18 protein-coding genes are annotated in these 17,542 nt (G+C 43.2%); 10 read left to right on the top strand and 8 right to left on the bottom strand.

Annotated features, from left to right (window positions below; translation table 11 throughout):
* Positions 1-8 precede the first annotated feature (8 nt).
* From JC525_RS03760 to JC525_RS03730, 7 genes are all read left to right on the top strand, one after another.
* The gene (locus JC525_RS03760) at positions 9-419 is read left to right on the top strand and encodes a hypothetical protein (RefSeq protein WP_198814586.1); all 411 of its coding nucleotides are present in this window, start codon (positions 9-11) and stop codon (positions 417-419) included.
* A 313-nt stretch (positions 420-732) separates the two neighbouring features.
* Complete coding sequence (locus JC525_RS03755; protein WP_198814585.1) at positions 733-957, top strand: hypothetical protein; 225 nt, start codon at positions 733-735, stop codon at positions 955-957.
* A gap of 180 nt (positions 958-1,137) precedes the next feature.
* Entirely contained in the window at positions 1,138-1,950 is an 813-nt protein-coding gene (locus JC525_RS03750; RefSeq protein ID WP_198814584.1) for a tetratricopeptide repeat protein, read from the top strand.
* 155 nt (positions 1,951-2,105) lie between these two features.
* A complete protein-coding gene (locus JC525_RS03745; RefSeq protein WP_198814583.1) occupies positions 2,106-2,285 on the top strand; it encodes a hypothetical protein in 180 nt (59 codons plus the stop codon).
* Positions 2,286-2,299: 14 nt separating this feature from the next.
* Entirely contained in the window at positions 2,300-2,506 is a 207-nt protein-coding gene (locus tag JC525_RS03740) for a hypothetical protein (RefSeq protein ID WP_198814582.1), read from the top strand.
* Between the two features lie 856 nt (positions 2,507-3,362).
* Positions 3,363-4,538, top strand: coding sequence for an MFS transporter (locus JC525_RS03735; RefSeq protein ID WP_233094956.1), 1,176 nt, complete (start codon positions 3,363-3,365; stop codon positions 4,536-4,538).
* Between the two features lie 147 nt (positions 4,539-4,685).
* Positions 4,686-5,261, top strand: coding sequence for an outer membrane beta-barrel protein (locus JC525_RS03730; RefSeq protein WP_198814580.1), 576 nt, complete (start codon positions 4,686-4,688; stop codon positions 5,259-5,261).
* Positions 5,262-5,410: 149 nt separating this feature from the next.
* Here JC525_RS03730 and JC525_RS03725 read toward each other — a convergent pair whose 3' ends face one another.
* The 4 genes from JC525_RS03725 to JC525_RS03710 form a co-directional block, all read right to left on the bottom strand.
* Positions 5,411-6,517 (bottom strand): mechanosensitive ion channel family protein, encoded by a 1,107-nt coding sequence (locus JC525_RS03725; protein WP_198814579.1) that lies wholly within the window; start codon positions 6,515-6,517, stop codon positions 5,411-5,413.
* A gap of 73 nt (positions 6,518-6,590) precedes the next feature.
* On the bottom strand, positions 6,591-6,995 hold the full coding sequence (locus tag JC525_RS03720) for a hypothetical protein (RefSeq protein ID WP_198814578.1): 405 nt from the start codon (positions 6,993-6,995) through the stop codon (positions 6,591-6,593).
* A gap of 96 nt (positions 6,996-7,091) precedes the next feature.
* Positions 7,092-8,021, bottom strand: a complete 930-nt coding sequence (locus JC525_RS03715; RefSeq protein WP_198814577.1) for a PA2778 family cysteine peptidase — start codon at positions 8,019-8,021, stop codon at positions 7,092-7,094.
* Positions 8,022-8,025: 4 nt separating this feature from the next.
* Entirely contained in the window at positions 8,026-8,406 is a 381-nt protein-coding gene (locus tag JC525_RS03710) for a PA2779 family protein (protein WP_159118486.1), read from the bottom strand.
* A 527-nt stretch (positions 8,407-8,933) separates the two neighbouring features.
* Here JC525_RS03710 and JC525_RS03705 point away from each other — a divergent pair.
* On the top strand, positions 8,934-10,526 hold the full coding sequence (locus JC525_RS03705; RefSeq protein ID WP_198814576.1) for an ABC-F family ATPase: 1,593 nt from the start codon (positions 8,934-8,936) through the stop codon (positions 10,524-10,526).
* 119 nt (positions 10,527-10,645) lie between these two features.
* Here JC525_RS03705 and JC525_RS03700 read toward each other — a convergent pair whose 3' ends face one another.
* Positions 10,646-11,515: a hypothetical protein gene (locus tag JC525_RS03700; protein WP_198814575.1), complete on the bottom strand. Its 870-nt coding sequence runs from the start codon at positions 11,513-11,515 to the stop codon at positions 10,646-10,648.
* 320 nt (positions 11,516-11,835) lie between these two features.
* On the opposite strand from JC525_RS03700, the gene JC525_RS03695 reads away from it, so the two are divergent.
* Both JC525_RS03695 and JC525_RS03690 read left to right on the top strand, forming a co-directional pair.
* Positions 11,836-12,489 carry a sulfotransferase family 2 domain-containing protein gene (locus tag JC525_RS03695; RefSeq protein WP_198814574.1) on the top strand — a complete coding sequence of 218 codons (654 nt, stop codon included), beginning with the start codon at positions 11,836-11,838 and terminating at the stop codon, positions 12,487-12,489.
* Positions 12,490-12,598: 109 nt separating this feature from the next.
* Positions 12,599-13,366: a MipA/OmpV family protein gene (locus JC525_RS03690; protein WP_198814573.1), complete on the top strand. Its 768-nt coding sequence runs from the start codon at positions 12,599-12,601 to the stop codon at positions 13,364-13,366.
* Positions 13,367-13,564: 198 nt separating this feature from the next.
* On the opposite strand, the gene JC525_RS03685 is transcribed toward JC525_RS03690, so the two are convergent.
* The 3 genes from JC525_RS03685 to hutU all read right to left on the bottom strand — a co-directional run bounded on the left by JC525_RS03685 (position 13,565) and on the right by hutU (position 17,510).
* Entirely contained in the window at positions 13,565-14,044 is a 480-nt protein-coding gene (locus JC525_RS03685) for a CreA family protein (protein ID WP_198814652.1), read from the bottom strand.
* 116 nt (positions 14,045-14,160) lie between these two features.
* A complete protein-coding gene (gene hutH, locus JC525_RS03680; RefSeq protein WP_198814572.1) occupies positions 14,161-15,744 on the bottom strand; it encodes a histidine ammonia-lyase in 1,584 nt (527 codons plus the stop codon).
* A gap of 2 nt (positions 15,745-15,746) precedes the next feature.
* The gene (gene hutU, locus JC525_RS03675; RefSeq protein WP_233094955.1) at positions 15,747-17,510 is read right to left on the bottom strand and encodes a urocanate hydratase; all 1,764 of its coding nucleotides are present in this window, start codon (positions 17,508-17,510) and stop codon (positions 15,747-15,749) included.
* Positions 17,511-17,542 lie beyond the last annotated feature (32 nt).

Raw genomic sequence — 17,542 nt, 5'->3', positions numbered from 1 at the left:
GGTTCGTTATGGCTAACAATGACAGGCAAAAGAATAAGGGCCGCTTTGCTGGCGTTCCTCTAGCGGTCATGGATAACCCAAGTTATATAAGCTTGAGCTTTAGCGCAAGAGCACTGCTTTATGAGATTGCAAAGCAATACACTAAACATAACAACGGTAAACTATGCGCTATACCTGAACAACTTGAAAGCAGAGGTTTTAAATCCGCCACCACGGTATATAAAGCTACTAAGGAGTTGATAAAGAATGAGTTGATTTTAGTAAGCAAAACGAACCCTAAAGGCTCAAGAAAGCCTTACTACTATGCGCTAACGTGGCAACCTATAGATAGCATTGCTGGCTTCAATATGGACATAGAACCAACAAAAACACCACCACGGAAATTCTCATTAGAGAACGGTGCAAAATTAGCAGCTTAAATTTTTTAACCCACAAATTTTGGTGTTGTAGTGGCTCTACATACGTAAATTTTGATGTTGTTGCAGTTATACAACTTCATTTTTTGATGTCGTATAAAAAGCCACTTCTATTTTTAGGGCGCTTAAGCGGAAGTGTTTGCTAACATACAACATCATTTTTTAACTATCTATATATATAACCATACCTTACACGCAATAAGCATTTTATAACCAACGAAGATACAGTATGAAAAGAGGGTAAATACAATGCGCGGCAGAAATTGGGGAAGGTTTAACCGACTAAAAAACAGTTAAAATCAAACAACGGAGAAACATGATGGCCACTACACATAAAGACCTATCAATTCACTTAGAACGCGCTGCAAGTCTAGCCAAGGTATGCGCAATTGCGTTGGAAAAGGGCCAAGGTAGTTTTGAGCAAGGTGATATTAACGGCGCTATAGAGCTTCTGTTTAACGAGATAGATTCAGCTTATGCCTGCGATTTAGACTTACAAAATGAGAACAGTTATGGCGCACAGCGCTCAAGAGCATCATAATGCCTTCACAAGCCGTTTGATTCATTGAAACGGCTCTGGAAGCCCCAGCGCGAATGGATGCGCTACTAACTAGGGCTAACGCTGCTTGATGAATGAAGAAACCTCTTCTTGCTTTGAAACTAGACAATAAAAGCTTTACCCTCTATAAAATACAAAAGGATTTATTAAGAAGGAAAAGACATGGATGTATGTAAGCTCTTCGTTTGTATTACTTTGTTTGTGTTAACATTGACTAGTTGCGTCTCACCAGTCAATCTAGGGTACGAACACTACAAACAAGGTAACTATCAGCTAGCCATAAATACTTGGCTGCCAGAGGCTAGAAGCGGTGACGCTGACGCCCAGCATAATATGGGCGTTTTATTCGAGCATGGGCAAGGTGTAAAGCATTCGTATGAAGAAGCCGCTAACTGGTACGTTTTAGCCGCAAAGCAAGGGCGGGTTGATTCTATGGTAGCGCTCGCTAATGTTCAGATGAAACTGAATTATCGTGAGAGTGCAATAAGTTGGTATCAGCTTGCTGCCAGATGGAACCACCAAAAAGCACGAAGCGCCCTTTCTCGGCTTGGTGAATATGTACCATCTTCTGACCTACACCAACAACAGTTGAAACAACAGCAAGAGAATGATTATTTAATGGGATTGGCGATAACAGGAATTGCCAGCGCATTGACGGGTTATTATCAAGCGCCTACTCCGACTAATCAGTACACCCCTCCGACTCAAACTTTTTCAGGCAGCACCAGTGAATCTAACAATAGAGGTTGCCTTAGCGATTACTCATGCCCTTATGGGCAGAAATGTATAAAAGAGCCCTACTCAACGAGAGGTGTATGTGCGGTACCAGTGAATAATTATGGAACACCTGCTTACACACCCCCCTCTAGTGATAGCATCAACATACGGTCATATAATGATGCTCAATGTCAGACCAATATGGACTGCCCTATATTTTTCCGTTGTGACCAAGAATTAAAGGTCTGCTTCAAATAATAATTCTTCAGTATGAAGTAGCGTTTATGCGTTGATAAGTTCACAAATCAACGGCTTTTTGGGATAACTTTAGGATAACTGGGCTAGAGTACAGAACGTAAATTGCTTTTGGAGCTGCTAAGATTATAGCATTATAAAATTAAGGCTGGTGGATTATGGAAGATGATAAAGACGATGACTTCATGTGTATGCGCGTTGGGGGTGGGAAAACAATCGCTACTTACAAAGGCGTTACCGTAGTTGCATCAAGGCGCAGTGAAAAAGTGAAATGCCAGAACAAAGAAGCAGCAAAGCCTGAGTCACTGTGGCGCAGACTAATAAGACGCTTGTTCTAAACTTGGTAGGTTCTATGGAAGAAACCACACAGGCCATTACATCAATAGACAGGGCAGAGGTTATTTTATGCAATCTATTGGCCTTGTCTATCCCAGACAATGACGAGAGAGGTCCGATAAGAGTCCCGTCACTAGATGTTATTGTCTCTCTAGAAACAGCGGTAAGTTTGCTCAGAGAGGCGCAAGAATCAATATCAATGTTGAGTAGTGACCAAGGATAAGAAAACGGTAAGGGTGATGAAAGGGCGAGGCTACTAGCCTGATCCAAACCAACACTAACAAAGCACTAACCTGATAAAACCTAACACTCTAGAACTTGTCAAAACTTGACATTGAAACACTAACGCAATCCGATAACACTCCTACTCAATAAAACTCAATATCTATAAAGAGCTTCAGAAAACTTTATTCATGATAAACATTTAGTAGCTTTACAAGTAGTAAATATAAAGCCTTCGAGCTTGCTTTTCTATAGCACAATTTGATAGGTTAAATATCCAACAACAAAACAGGGATTGTTTCCAATGGGGTTAGTACAAAACTTTTGGGGTGTGTTTTTTTTATTTGCACCCGCGATTTACTTAGGAATTAACGAAGATTGGAAAGTAGGAGGTCTGGCTTTCTGTGCAACACTGTTCCTTTCATGGGTTCTTGGCTTACTCTTTCTTAGGCTTGCTGTTGATAAGGCTTCGTTAGAGATATTGACTTTATGGGGATGGGTTAAGCCACTCTTTATAGCGTTCGCAGTAATACAGTTTTTTTCTAGTTAGAACAAAATGGCATCTTTCCAGCGAGAACCCCATGTAACACTGAATGTAACACCACCAACAAAAGCAAAAAACATTATCAAATAAAATCAAGATATTACCACCCTTATTCAGGTGAGGGTGGGCCACCATTTTCTTCACGAAGCAGTGTCCAAATTCATTATTTTTGACCAACGTTAATCAACATTGTTTCACCGATAACGTATTAGCTTCTATAGCAATTAGCCTTTATTGAAACTGTCACATCACCTCTGTAGCATTTGCCTTACTCATTACTTAAATACTGGTTAGTCATTTAATGAAGTCGTCAATGCCTTCCAATACCTTCTATCTGCTAACTGGCACCTTCATCATACTTTCTATATTGGGCCAAGTTTCCACGAGTATTTATAGCCCATTTTTTTACGATTTAGCGGTAATGTATAACAGTCGCGTTGGCGTTATAGAAAAGAGCATTGCTATTTTTCTTGTCGCCTTCTCTATGTCACAGCTTGTCTTTGGTATCGTCTGCGATTATGTCAACAAGCAAAAACTTTTGCTGTGCGGCATTTTGGTGTTCGGCGCAGGAACGATTATGCTAGTTTTCGCCGACACTGAAAAAACCTTTCTTATTGGGCGTATCATCCAAGGCCTTGGCGGCGGTGTAGGTGTGTCTGTGTCCCGCGGTTTATCGAGGCAGATATTTTCTGAACAACAGCTAAATACCTCACTCTCGTTAACTAATATTGCATTCGCTGTTGCCCCTGCCATCGCTCCACTCGTGGGCACGATGATTGGTGAGTCTTTCAGTACTACTGCCATCTTTTACTTCGTTTTGATGATGGGTGCGGTAGCGCTTTTACTGCTTTTATCGGTAATGTCTACCGTTGCGCAATATATTCCTTCTAGCTCAAAAAATGTATTAAGCGAGACACTAGTTCTTATCAAAGCATCAATTATAAAAATTGCCGCGGTAGGTATGGCGAGCGGGCTTCTTTATGGCATTGTGTTTAGCTTTATCACGGCCGCGCCCTCTATGGTGATGGAGCAGTTCGGTTTAAGTAAAACAATGTTTTCAATCTACTCGCTATTTGCAACCCTATCCTTCGTATTAGGCAGCGTGATGAATATTCGTTTGGTAGCCACTCCTGTGTTGCAGAAGTTTCGACTATCCAGCCTATCTATATTCGTGCTGTCGCTTGTATTTTGGTTTCTCGCTGTGCAGCTGAACCTAAATGCTTTAGCAATAGTATTGGGGTTCAGCTACATTGTTTTCTTTTTTATTGGCATAGCAATGCCGTGCAGTGTCACTATTATTCTTGGTTTTTCTGGTACCTCTGCTGGCTTTTTAGCAGCATTGACCGGCTTTTTTCATCTTACAGGAGCTGCGATTGGTGCTTACGCGGTAACCCTTTTTAAAATAGATCCTACAGCTTCTTTTGCCTACACCACATCCGCACTGAGCCTTGCTAGTATCCTTATCTGTTTATCATTGAAAAAAGAATAACTACACCCGTAAAAATTTTCTTGCCCTCACGAGTACCTGTTTCAAAGTGTTTATTCGTTATCATTTGATTTCCTAAATTGATCCCCATATTGATGTTGCTTCCAAAAGTGGTTGGAAGTTATGATTGTTAAAAGGATATTAGAAACAATGAAACGTACTATTATCGCCAGTATTCTTGGCGCGCTCTCTTTAAATGCTTTCGCAGCTTCGCCTTCTTATGACTTCGTTAAAGCTGGATATGTACAAGCAGACATTGAAGACGCAGGCGACTTCGAGCCAACGGGCTTTCAAATTCAAGGCTTTAAATCTCTGAACGAAAGCGTATATCTTACTGGTCGTTACGGTCAGCTTGGTGAAGATGTTGCTGGGGTTGATATCGATTTAGATTATGCTTCAGCTGGTATTGGTTACCGTTATGGATTAACCGCTAATACAGACTTTTTTGGCGAAGTTACTTATGAGTACGTCAATTTAGATGTAGAACTAGACGGCATTTCTGGTGAAGACGATAACGGTTACGGCGTTACCGCAGGTATTCGTTCAATGCTTACTGAGCAATTCGAATTGCGCGGTGCTATTCGTTATATCGACATTGAAGAAGATGATACTGCCTTTGAAATTGGCGCAGACTATTTCTTTACGCCGCAGTTTTCATTCGGAGCAACTTATGTCATCGCTGATGATGTAGACCTGCTAGGTGTTTCAGCACGCTACACTTTCTAATTCGCTAGCAGTAGGAAAGAGTAAACGCATTAAAGCCACGTTTTTAAACGTGGCTTTTTTATGCTCAGCGGTTATTAACTCTCATCGATGACATAATTCGGTACGAATCGGTAATTCACAAAGCGCTACGTTGACGTCATTACCTCTGCTCAGCCTTGCGGCCTTCCTTGCTCATGTGCTGTCGACAAGAAATTAGCGGCGCCTTCCTGCTCAATATTGACGGCAGTAATTGGGAATGGAATGACAATACCCTCTTCGTCAAAACGCTTTTTCAGCATTTTGATAAACGCGCTTTTGATAAAGAATCGATTAAAGTATTCACGGGTTCTCAACATCACCGTTAAATTTATGCTTGAGTTATCAAAGGTATGAAACAACACAAAGGGTTTAAAGGTATCTACCCCGTACTCATGCTCTTTTAAAATAGTATTGGCAACGTCTAAACATACCTTTTCCACGTGATCTAAATCTGAACTGTAGTGCACGCCGACCTCGACCGGCACCGACAATTCCCGCTCAGGATAGTAATAGTTAATTAACTTCGAGTTAGATAACTTACTGTTAGGCATAATAACAATATTATTGGGCAGCATTCTGACCCACGTTGAGCGCCATCCTATTTTTTCAACAAACCCTTGCTCCCCTGAATCTAATTCTATGAAATCACCGATGCGAATAGGCTTATCCATAACAAGTTGAATGCCTGAGAAGAAGTTTTCTAACGTGGGTTGAAGTGCTAAGGCTACCGCTAAAGAGGTGATACCCAGCGACGCCACCACAGGCGTTACCGACACCCCCATGGTGCTTAAAATAATGAGAATGGCTAATATGGCAAATACAGCACGTACAGCACCACCTGCGATAGCACTGGTATTTTTCACAATAGTCGACTGATCACGATAGCGTTTCAGTGAATAAGTAACAAATCTCTCGAAAAAGAGAACTAGCGTGATTATCAATCCAGCATCAATGGCCGTATCAAGCGCTTTTATAGACGCTTCGCTTTCAACCCCAAAGATCGCAATGATGCTTTTAACTAACTGTGCAAGAATAATTAAAATTAGTAGGTTTAAAGGCGCGTTTAAAGACAGTACGAGCACCCGATATATATCTGACATACTGCTTGTTTCTGAACGCGCCTTTGCCTTCAAACGCACCAATATGAGTCGCTTGATGGCGAAAAGCACAATAACAACACCAACTAGCCCCAGTATCGCAACTGTTTGCTCGTTATCGAAAATACTGATGTTGTTCACTGGTGAGGGCTCCTATCAAGGTGTTGTGCTTTTCATGAACTAATGTTTACGCAAGACTTACACCAAATGTTCTTTAGGAGTGAGAACTAATCTGTCGTTGATATTCTTTGGTAAGCCAATCGGAGGCCGTATTACGGTTGGTAAAAAAGGAATATTCCAATTGCTTAAGCTCTGGAATTCGCTGAAACATCATCCCTTTGATCACTGGCCCTTTATACACATAAGCCTTGGCGACCAAACCGAATTCAGGCAGACGATTAATAATGCGTTTTACAATATCGAAAGCTTCTGGCGTAGCACCTTCTACACTACTGATGTCAGCGAGCAGCGCAAAAGGCTGATTGTTTAGGCTCATAACTAATGAAAAAAGTGCTTTTTGATACTCTTCAGCGCTTTTCTGATTAAAAATGCCATGCAGTTCCGACACAACAATGCCGTTATCATAATTAATAAAAGAAGTGCTTAAATACTTTTGCATAGTCGAAACGAAACCTACTACCGTGGTTTAATAGTAGACCAAATTTTGTCTAATGGAACCGTACATTAGCAGTGAGTGGTTCGACCTCAACAGTTGTTATGATCGCTTTAAAGCTATAAGTTTTTCGTCATTGGGGAACTGCACTAATGCCTCTGTTAAAATCGTGTCGGCCTTTGCACTTGCACCGCTTTTCCTCAAAGCCAATATATAGTTGTGAACATAAGCATTTTGCGTTTTCCCCGCGTTGTAGCCTTTTTCAAACCAACGTACGGCTTCATCTTCATCAGCAGAAAGATAGTGATTTGCAACTAAAAAATAACTCAACCAATAATCTGGCCATTGATTTGTCGCAGTTTCTAAGAAAGCTAATGCCTGCTCTTTATCGCCAACTTTTAGCATATCGTAGGCAGCGCTTACATACGTAAATGGCGTCATCTCAGACGACGTTACTCCAGGAGGTACAGGCGTCAAATACCAATAATTTTCCCTCCCCCACGTTCTTTCAAACAATTCTAGAGACATTTCATGGTTTGGCGTTACACCAGTATGTAATGTTACTGAGCCTTTCTCACTATCGAATCCGATAACAACGGCATAATGCCATTGAGGGAGTAGCTGTATAGATAAATTCTGGAAAACGACAACCGGTATGTCGTCTTTAACAAACTGCAGTAAAGAAGAAAGTGTTCCGCGTTCAGTGTATGGCAAAAGACCATACTGACGCGTGGCCGTAACCATTTCTAGTTGTAAACTTCCTTCCTTGTTTGGAATAAACAACTTAGGTGCTATTTCGTCTGGAGAAACATTTCTTCCGTAATATCCAAACACCTCAGATAACGTAGTAGGCCCACAGTAATACTGCTCCTGTGGAAAAAATGGAACTGTGTGAATAGTATGAGATTCAGGTAAGGAGGCAAGCCCCTCTTGTCGTAACTGATCAGCTTGCGGGGTAGACTGGCAACCAGTCAAAATAAGAAAAAGTGAAAAGCCTGCAAGATAGCAGGCTTTCTTAATAATGCCATTCATTCAATTAGCTGTTCACTGGGCGAATAAACGGATATACATCGGTTACACCAACTAGGTCTAAAATAGCAATCACTGCAAGGACAGTAAGTACCGCCCCAACAATCCCGCCCGCAGGCGCTTGGTTTATTTCATCGTTTAGCTGTGCAATCTCGCTATCTGTCATAGCATTAATTCTAGCAATAGCATCATTGCTATCAACGCCCAAACTAATCAGTTTGCTCTGTACATCAGAGCGATTAACCATGTTAATCAGCTGGGTTTTATTATACTGAGCAACTTGAGTTTGCATAACGGCATCTGAACTAATTGCCTCTGCGTGCACGCTGCCAGACATTAAAACCGTTGCTGAAAAGCAACCAATTGCGATTTTTTTCAAGTACTTCATAGGTTTTCCTTTTTAAAAATGCCCAGTTTTATTTTTCATTGTGTTAACTGCGTCATTGGTGCAGTTAACGCACGGTTCCATAAAACTTCGCACTGACTTCACAGGCGCGATTGCGTTCTGCGTTTTCATCTCAATTTAAGTTAGTAGCAAATTTTAGACCGTGCCATTAAGTGCGTTCTTTTTTTATTTTCTCGCCTCAATAAAGCCTTGTATTTAACGGCTTGGCTATCGCGTATTCTCAAGCTCAGCCGTTATTAAAAAATCTACCGTTAGAATAAATCTAAAGCTGCTTACTCAAGCAATGGGTAAAATTTTTACGTTTATGCATTATTTTCCTATGTGCTTATGTATCGTGATGCGCAGTGAAAATGGAGTATGCAACTTTGTATCGCCAAGGGAACTAAAAACTGTTCAAAATTCCCTCGACATGTCGCCTCCAATTCCTTATAGTGCGCGCGCTTTTAAATATTAGCGACTCTACTGATCGCTAATATCTCTTCTCATCGTTTTACCCCTGGATACCTGTTTTGATTACCACCGCAAACATTACAATGCAGTTTGGCTCTAAGCCATTATTTGAAAATATTTCCGCAAAGTTCGGCAATGGCAACCGATACGGCCTTATCGGCGCGAACGGTTGTGGCAAGTCGACCTTTATGAAAATTCTAAGCGGTAAGCTTACCCCCTCCTCCGGCAATGTCTCTTTGTCTCCCGGCACTAAGCTGGGTATTCTGAGTCAGGACCAATTTGCATTTGAAGAATTCAGCGTTGTCGATACCGTGATCATGGGCGACCGCGAGCTTTGGGAAGTTAAACAAGAGCGTGACGCCATTTATAGCAAAGCGGATATGAGCGAAGAAGACGGCATGCGAGTTGCCGATCTTGAAACCCAATTTGCAGAGATGGACGGTTACACTGCCGAAGCGCGCGCAGGCGATATCCTAAACTCTGCGGGCATAGACGAAAGCTATCATTTCGGTTTGATGAAAGAAGTCGCGCCAGGCAAGAAAGTGCGCGTGCTTTTAGCGCAAGCCCTGTTTGCTGAACCAGACATTCTGCTTCTTGACGAACCGACCAACAACTTGGATATCTACACCATCAGTTGGTTGGCAGACGAACTTAACAAACGTAAGTCGACCATGCTTATCATTTCGCATGACAGGCACTTTCTTAATTCTGTATGTACCCATATGGCTGATATCGACTATGGTGAACTGCGTGTATATCCGGGTAACTACGATGATTACATCGAAGCTGCCATGCTAGTTCAAGAGCAGCTTCACGCTGAAAATGCGAAGAAGTCAGCTGAAATTGAAGAGCTACAGAGCTTCGTAGCGCGCTTCTCTGCCAACGCTTCAAAAGCCAAGCAAGCGACGTCTCGTGCGCGTCGCCTTGAGAAAATTGAACTCGCGGAAGTGAAAGCGTCTAGCCGCCGCAAGCCATATATTGTCTTCAAGCAACACAAAAAGCTTCACCGCCTTGCTATCACCCTTGAAAAGTTAGGCCATAGCTATCCAGGCCTTCCGCTTTTTGATGATGCGAACCTGCTTCTGGAAGCCGGTCAGCGTTTGGCTATTATTGGTGAAAACGGCGCTGGAAAAACTACGCTGCTAAAATGTTTAGTTAACGACATTGAACCCACCTCAGGTAGTTTTAAATGGGCAGAAAATGCTGCCATTGGCTACATTCCACAGGATAACGCCAAGTACTTTGCAGAAGATATCACAATGTTTGAGTGGATGAGCCAATGGCGCAGCCCTAAGCATGATGACCTTCAAATCAAAGGCATGTTAGGCCGTTTGTTGTTCACGTCTGACGATTTTAACAAGCGCGTTCAGGTGTGCTCTGGTGGTGAAAAGAACCGGTTGTTGTTCGGCAAATTAATGCTTGAAGACATTAACGTGTTAGTTATGGATGAGCCTACTAACCACATGGATATGGAATCGATTGAAGCCTTGAACAATGCCCTTTATAAATTTGACGGTACTGTTATTTTTGTAAGCCACGACCGCGAGTTTGTTTCATCGCTAGCGACGCAAATTATCGAAATCAAGGATAAGCAGCTTAATCATTTCGACGGTAATTATGAAGAGTTCTTAGCGCATAAAGAGAACGCGTAGGGGCTTTTACAACAAGGTGACGATACAAGCCGCCGCCAGTTCAAAATTTAAGGGGCACGTGATTCATACACGTGCCCTTTTTCGAAGCTAACGCTGTATCCAAATACACTTTCAATGCCCTATTGGCGAGAAAGATTCATACTAACCTTTTTAGCTAGCCCTTCGAAGTAATCAACAATTGTACTTCTGATCGGCGCCAATTCTTTATTGGTGACGTCATCGAAATCAACGGGCGTTTCGAATTCTTCAATACGCTTATTTTTAAATTCATCATCGTTATACTGGGCAAAGTCAGGAAGTGCCGAAAGCTCTATCGGCTCGTCTAAACCCTCGATACTTACATCGAAACTCGCTGAAGCAACATAGTAATCCGTTCCTAAAAAGCTTCGAGTGAAAAGGCCGAAACCATTACTTTTGTGTTCAGAACACCCATAAGTACCGCACTCTGTTATGGCAACGGTTGGCGCTTCTTTGATAACTATAATGCGAGTTATACCCTTATCTAAAAGCGACTTTCTCATCGACGCTAAATTGTTGTTAAAGACCATATTTCCATCTTCGCTCTTTACGAAATCAAGCGTTCCTGTACTTTGAACGGTAGATGAAATATCAAGTACATCAAACCGATTGCCTTGCTCTATTGCTTTTTCAAATATAGTAAAAACCGTGTCATGCAGCTGCCAGTCATAATTATATTCTTTCGTGAAGTTGTTGAACTTGGTTGAACCAATATGCGTGTGGGTGGGGAATTTTTTAGCATTGATCACAAGCCCTATAATGGGCTTTTGCGCATCGACAGTCTCTCCATTGTCTTCATTATCAGTACCTTCGACGTCTTTAACCGGCGTTTTATCGTCTGATTTTATTGCCTCTTCGCGGTTAGGCTGAGGAGGTATGCGCGTTTGAGAGTCTATTTCTCTTTTTGAAACACATCCTGATACAAGCGCTAATACCGTTATAAATATGCTCAACTTTGTCACAAACTTCATTTCACTTCCTTATTTCAAAGCTCATCAATTTAATACTCTTTTTTGATTTAAAAGACCATTTTTCTGCCACTAAGGGTTTATGACCATTTCCAGCATTGTGGTTCGGAACAAGTACGCGGTTGAGGTACTAGTTTTCACCTCTTTTTGGATTAGTGGTTCACATTATATTGGAAGCGAGTTATTTGCCGCTTATTAAAAAGGCATAGGAGCGTATAAATCTCACTGTAATAAATGCTCGCCATACTTATCGGATTGGAACGCCGATAACATGCCCGAGTGTATCGATAGCCAAGTTTTTCTAATACGTATTGGGGAATAGAATGCTCTTATCACACAGTAAGCAATTTTTATTTGTGCATATTGCTAAAACTGGAGGTACCAGCGTGCGCGCTGCGCTTTCAAAGTATCGATGGGGCCATCGCTATGCGCTACCTCAATTTATTTGTAATAAAATGAGCCAGCTTACGGGGCACAAAATTGCAAGTCGCTTTCCTCGGCATTCGCGTATCGTCGCTGCTAAAGAGATGCTGCCTGAAGATTACTTCAATCAACTTTATAAGTTTGCCATTGTAAGAAATCCATGGGATTTACAGGTGAGTTCTTTTCATCATATAAAACGCGAACGCCCGGCTGTGATGCAAGGGCGAGACGACTTTGAAAGCTTTATGAAATGGAAGTTTGATAAAGAACGCCCTTATCAGTACCACATAGATACCTCGCTTCAGCTTCAAACTGATTATCTTGTGGACCTCAGTGGACATTTACTTACCGATTTTATCGGGCATTACGAACAGCTAGAGAATGACTTTAAACATATATGCACACATTTAGCGCTTTCCACTCAAACACTTCCCCATAAAAGAAAGGCTGAAAACAGAGAAGATTACCGCCGTTACTACAACGATGAATTAATTGAGCGAGTTTCAGATCATTTCGCCAAAGACATAGCGTTATTAAAATACGCTTTCGAATAGGTACGTGAAGGAAAACGCACACAACAATGAAACATGTACTTAAATACGTGCGGCATATTGATCGAAGCTTGAGCCTGAACTGTATTGTTTTAAAAAAGGAAATGTAACCATGAAATTCTCTTCGTATTTAGGCATAGCAAGCCTGTCTTCATCATTATTACTATCCGCGGCCGCCTTTGCTCAACAACCGCCAAATGCACAACAGCCTCAAGGCTGGATGTGGGGCTTTGGCGTGGCGGCGTCTCAAGACGTGTATACCGATTTCGACAACCGTATTGTTCCAATACCTATCATTGGCTACACGGGCGAAAAACTTCGCGTATACGGCCCCTTTGTGGGCTATCAACTCTTCCAGCAAGACGGTTTTACGCTAGACGCCCAACTTGTGCCTGTTTTTGCAGGCTATGAAGAAGACGACAGTGCAGTTTTTAACGGCATGGAAAACAGAGATTTTAGCTACGCCGCTGGCATAGGGCTTAATTACAATACCGGTAGCTGGATTTATTCACTTTCCACCAACGCGGATATATTAGGCAAGTTTGACGGGTATCAAGCATCAGCCCGCATTGGCAAGCAGTTTAGAATAGACCAGTATATGATAGAGCCATCCATAGGCGTAAACTACCAAGATAGTAGCTATGTAGATTACTACTACGGCGTTCGCCCAGAAGAAGCCACTGCATTTCGCAGCGCTTATAATGGTGATGGGGCCTTGAATACTGAAATTCGTATTGCAGTGTCTACACGGCAGTTCTTCAAAGGCATGACGCGCTTAGAGCTAGGTGCGACATTCTTTGACGACAGTATTAGCGACAGCCCATTAACCGATGATGACACATCACTTAATGCAATGCTGGTATACACCCGCTTCTTCTAGTTCGTATTAGAGTCTCCTATGACTTACTGGTCATCAGCTAGCAATAATGTATCTTGATTGGCAATAGGGTATCCAATGTAAGCGACATTCAAAGGTTGTATACCACCATGCCTTCTAGTGAGAGCATGGTGGTAGTACCTAGAACAACAAGTAGCAGGTATCGCTGACAAAACCACAATGTCAGTGCAATTTGTTAAATTAGACGGGCTTTTTAAACGCGAGCGTTTCCCATAGCGGCACGGTAGACAAGCTATGTTTGTAGCTGCCCGATGTTTCTTTGGTGCTGTAAGACAGATAAATCAGTGTTTTTGAATCGGCATCGTAAATTCTTCTAAGCTTCATGTTTTTGAAAAACACGCTTTTTGATTTTTTGAAGATCACTTCACCTGAATCAGATTTATCAATAGCCTCTAGCATTTCAGCGGTAATGGGGCCAGTTTGTCTGCACGCGATAGAACTGTCTGACGGGTCTGACAAATCCAGGTTCGCTTCAATACTTGAAATATGACAGGTTACGCCAGTCACTACAGGGTCTTGAAGCGCGTCAATTTTAATATCTTTTGTAGTAAAAAGCCCTAGCGATACATCGCCCACTTCACTGTCGCTACAGCCCGCTAAAGTAAATACTGAAGCAGCGAGTAAACCCAATAGGGAGCTTTTCACAAAAGTGCCATTCATAGAAGTACGAACCTCTTGCGAATTGAACCAACGTCCATTTGTTTTCATACTTTTCCCACCGTTACCTTATTTATGATCTGCATTGTGTTTACTCGAAATACCAAGCTTGGATCATTCTAGCCTAACAGGTTTAACTGTGTCTTATCCATAAGGTCGCATTGCTTAATCAGTTGCTTTGCTTTTTCAATGTCCGGCGCGAAATAGCGATCTTTATCGTAAAACGGTACTTGATCTCTTAATAGCTGCATCAGCACCTGCAGCTTTTCGCTTGTTGCAAGCGGCTTTCTGAAACCTACTCCCTGACAGGCCGCCAACCATTCAATGGCCAATATACCTGCTACGTTATCAAAGATATCTCTTAACCTTCGCGCCGCAAACGTTGCCATGGATACATGGTCTTCTTGATTCGCCGACGTTGGCAAAGAATCGATTGATGCAGGGTGCGCCAAGGTTTTATTCTCGCTAGCGAGTGCCGCACAGGTTACTTGAGCAATCATGAACCCTGAATTTACTCCGCCATTTTCAACGAGAAACGGCGGTAGGCCGCTCAAATGGGTATCTATCATAAGCGACATTCTGCGCTCTGATAGCGCGCCAATTTCAGAAAGTGCAATTGCTAACATATCTGCCGCCATCGCCACAGTTTCTGCATGAAAATTTCCGCCGGATAAAATATCTCCCGCTGGCGTGGCAGTATCGCTGCCACTTTCAACGAAGACCAGAGGGTTGTCGCTAACACCATTGGCTTCAACCTCTAGAATATCTTTGGCATAGCGCATTTGCTGTAAACAGGCGCCCATAACCTGTGGCTGACAACGCAAAGAGTAAGGGTCTTGTACCTTTTCACATCGCTGGTGAGAATTTCCAATTTCTGATGTATCAAGAAGAAATCTAAAGGCGGCAGCCACATCGCACTGACTCTTATGACCGCGAACTTCATGGATCCGTGCATCGAACGGCACGCGAGAACCAAGAGCCGCCTCCACTGTTAGCGCACCAATGCCAATAGCACTATGAAGGGCATTTTCGGTATAAAACAATCCTTGAAGCGCAAACGCTGTCGACGCTTGCGTACCGTTTAGTAACGCCAATCCTTCTTTAGGCGCAAGGGCAATAGGCTGCATACCTGCTATTTCGAGTGCTTTAGCCGCACTAATTCGCGATCCTTTGAAAAAGGCTTCCCCCTCTCCTAGCAGCACCACGCTCATATGGGCTAGCGGTGCGAGGTCTCCACTGGCCCCGACCGAACCTTTTTCAGGAATGGCGGGATAAACCTGTGCATTAAACAAAGTAATCAGCGCTTCTATTACACTTAACCGAATGCCTGAATACCCCCTGGCCAAAGAGTTAATTTTTAATAACATGAGCAGGCGGACAGTATCTTCTTGCATAAAATCGCCCGTACCGGCCGCATGCGATAACACGATACTGCGCTGTAATAACTCCAACTCATCAACATTAATACGCGTATTAGCCAACAAACCAAAGCCCGTATTGATGCCATAAACAGTTCGGTTCTCTTTAATAACATTGAGTACAACTTGCTCGGCGGCGTTTATAGCGGGTATTGCACTTTCATCCAGCGACAAGTGGATATGATTTCTATGCACTTCTCTTAATTGCTCAAGGGTCAATGTGCCTGGTACAAGGTTTAACTGCTTAACGCCAGCGCTATCAGTAAAGAAAGACGAATGTGACATGATTATGCCTCCCCGCCTGAACGTTTGTCAGACCTTTTATCTGAAGCTTTAACTGCGTGTTGATTTAGACCTGTACCACTCCCTTCCTGAGTGCTACCGGCACAATCTATCATAGGAAGGTCGAGGTTGTTCGCAGCAGCGCAGTCTTTCGCTATGTCGTAGCCTGCATCGGCATGACGCATCACGCCTGTGGCAGGATCATTATGGAGTACTCGTGCTATACGCTCGGCCGCTTCATCACTGCCGTCACAAACAATTACAACGCCCGAATGCTGGCTGAAGCCCATTCCTACACCACCACCATGATGAAGGCTCACCCAGGTTGCGCCACCCGCAGTGTTTAACAGGGCGTTTAGTAGCGGCCAGTCTGAAACAGCATCTGACCCATCAAGCATGGCCTCGGTTTCTCTATTCGGTGAAGCCACTGAGCCCGAATCAAGGTGATCCCGACCAATCACGACTGGCGCGCTAAGCTCACCACTTCGAACCATTTCATTAAATGCTAACCCTAGCTTTTGGCGTTCTCCTAGTCCCACCCAGCAAATACGCGCGGGAAGCCCCTGGAACTGAATACGTTCTTTAGCCATATCTAGCCAGTTATGTAAATGCGCATTATCGGGTATAAGCTCTTTAACCTTGGCATCAGTTTTATAAATATCTTCAGGATCACCGGACAACGCCGCCCATCTAAAAGGCCCTATGCCCTGACAAAAAAGCGGTCGAATATAGGCAGGAACAAACCCCGGAAAATCGAACGCTTGTTCAATGCCCTCTTCTAGTGCCATTTGCCTGATGTTATTACCGTAATCGAGGGTGGCGGCACCAGCTTGTTGGAAACCAAGCATGGCTTTAACTTGCAGCGCCATCGACTGTTTTGCTTGTTTAACAACACACGCCTCATCTTTTTTACGCTGCGCTTCGGCTTGATCAAGCGACCATCCCACCGGCAGATATCCGTTAAGCGGGTCGTGGGCACTGGTTTGATCGGTGACTACGTCAGGGATGATCCCTTTTGCTAGCATATCGGGAAATACTTCAGCAGCATTGCCGAGCAAGCCAATTGATACTGGTTTACCTTCTTGTTTGGCTTCCTCAAGTAGTTGCATGGCTTCTTCTAACGAATGCGCCTTTTTGTCCAAATAGCCCGTGCGAATTCTGAAATCTATGCGAGTTTCATCCACCTCCACAGCTACCATTGAAAAACCCGCCATGGTTGCAGCTAAAGGCTGTGCTCCGCCCATACCGCCCAAGCCACCAGTCAAAATCCAGCGCCCTTCAGCCCTGCCTTCAAAATGTGTTTTCGCCACACTTACAAAGGTTTCATACGTGCCTTGAACAATGCCCTGCGAGCCAATGTAAATCCACGACCCTGCCGTCATTTGCCCGTACATCATCAAACCCGCTTTATCTAGCGCGTTAAAGTGCTCCCAGTTTGCCCAGTGAGGGACAAGGTTAGAGTTAGCTATAAGTACTCGCGGCGCATTTTCATGAGTGGGAAATACGCCAACCGGTTTGCCTGATTGAATAAGTAGCGTTTCGTCGGTATTTAAGCGCTTGAGTACTTCAACAATTTTATCGTACGACGCCCAATCACGGGCAGCTCGACCAATACCGCCGTAAACCACCAAGTTTTGTGGATGTTCTGCCACTTCCGGATCCAAATTATTCATTAACATGCGAAGCGGAGCTTCGGTTTGCCAGCTCTTCGCATTGAGCTTACTGCCTCTTGGGGCACGAATATTTCTTGTAGGGTCGAGGCGTTTCATAAACTTCTCCTAGGCATATTTTTTGACTTGCC

The sequence above is a fragment of the Alteromonas sp. IB21 genome (genome assembly GCF_016405965.1).
Classification (GTDB): Bacteria; Pseudomonadota; Gammaproteobacteria; order Enterobacterales; family Alteromonadaceae; genus Alteromonas.
The sequence above is the reverse complement of the archived record's forward strand: the minus strand, read 5'-3'. Positions and strand labels throughout refer to the sequence as shown.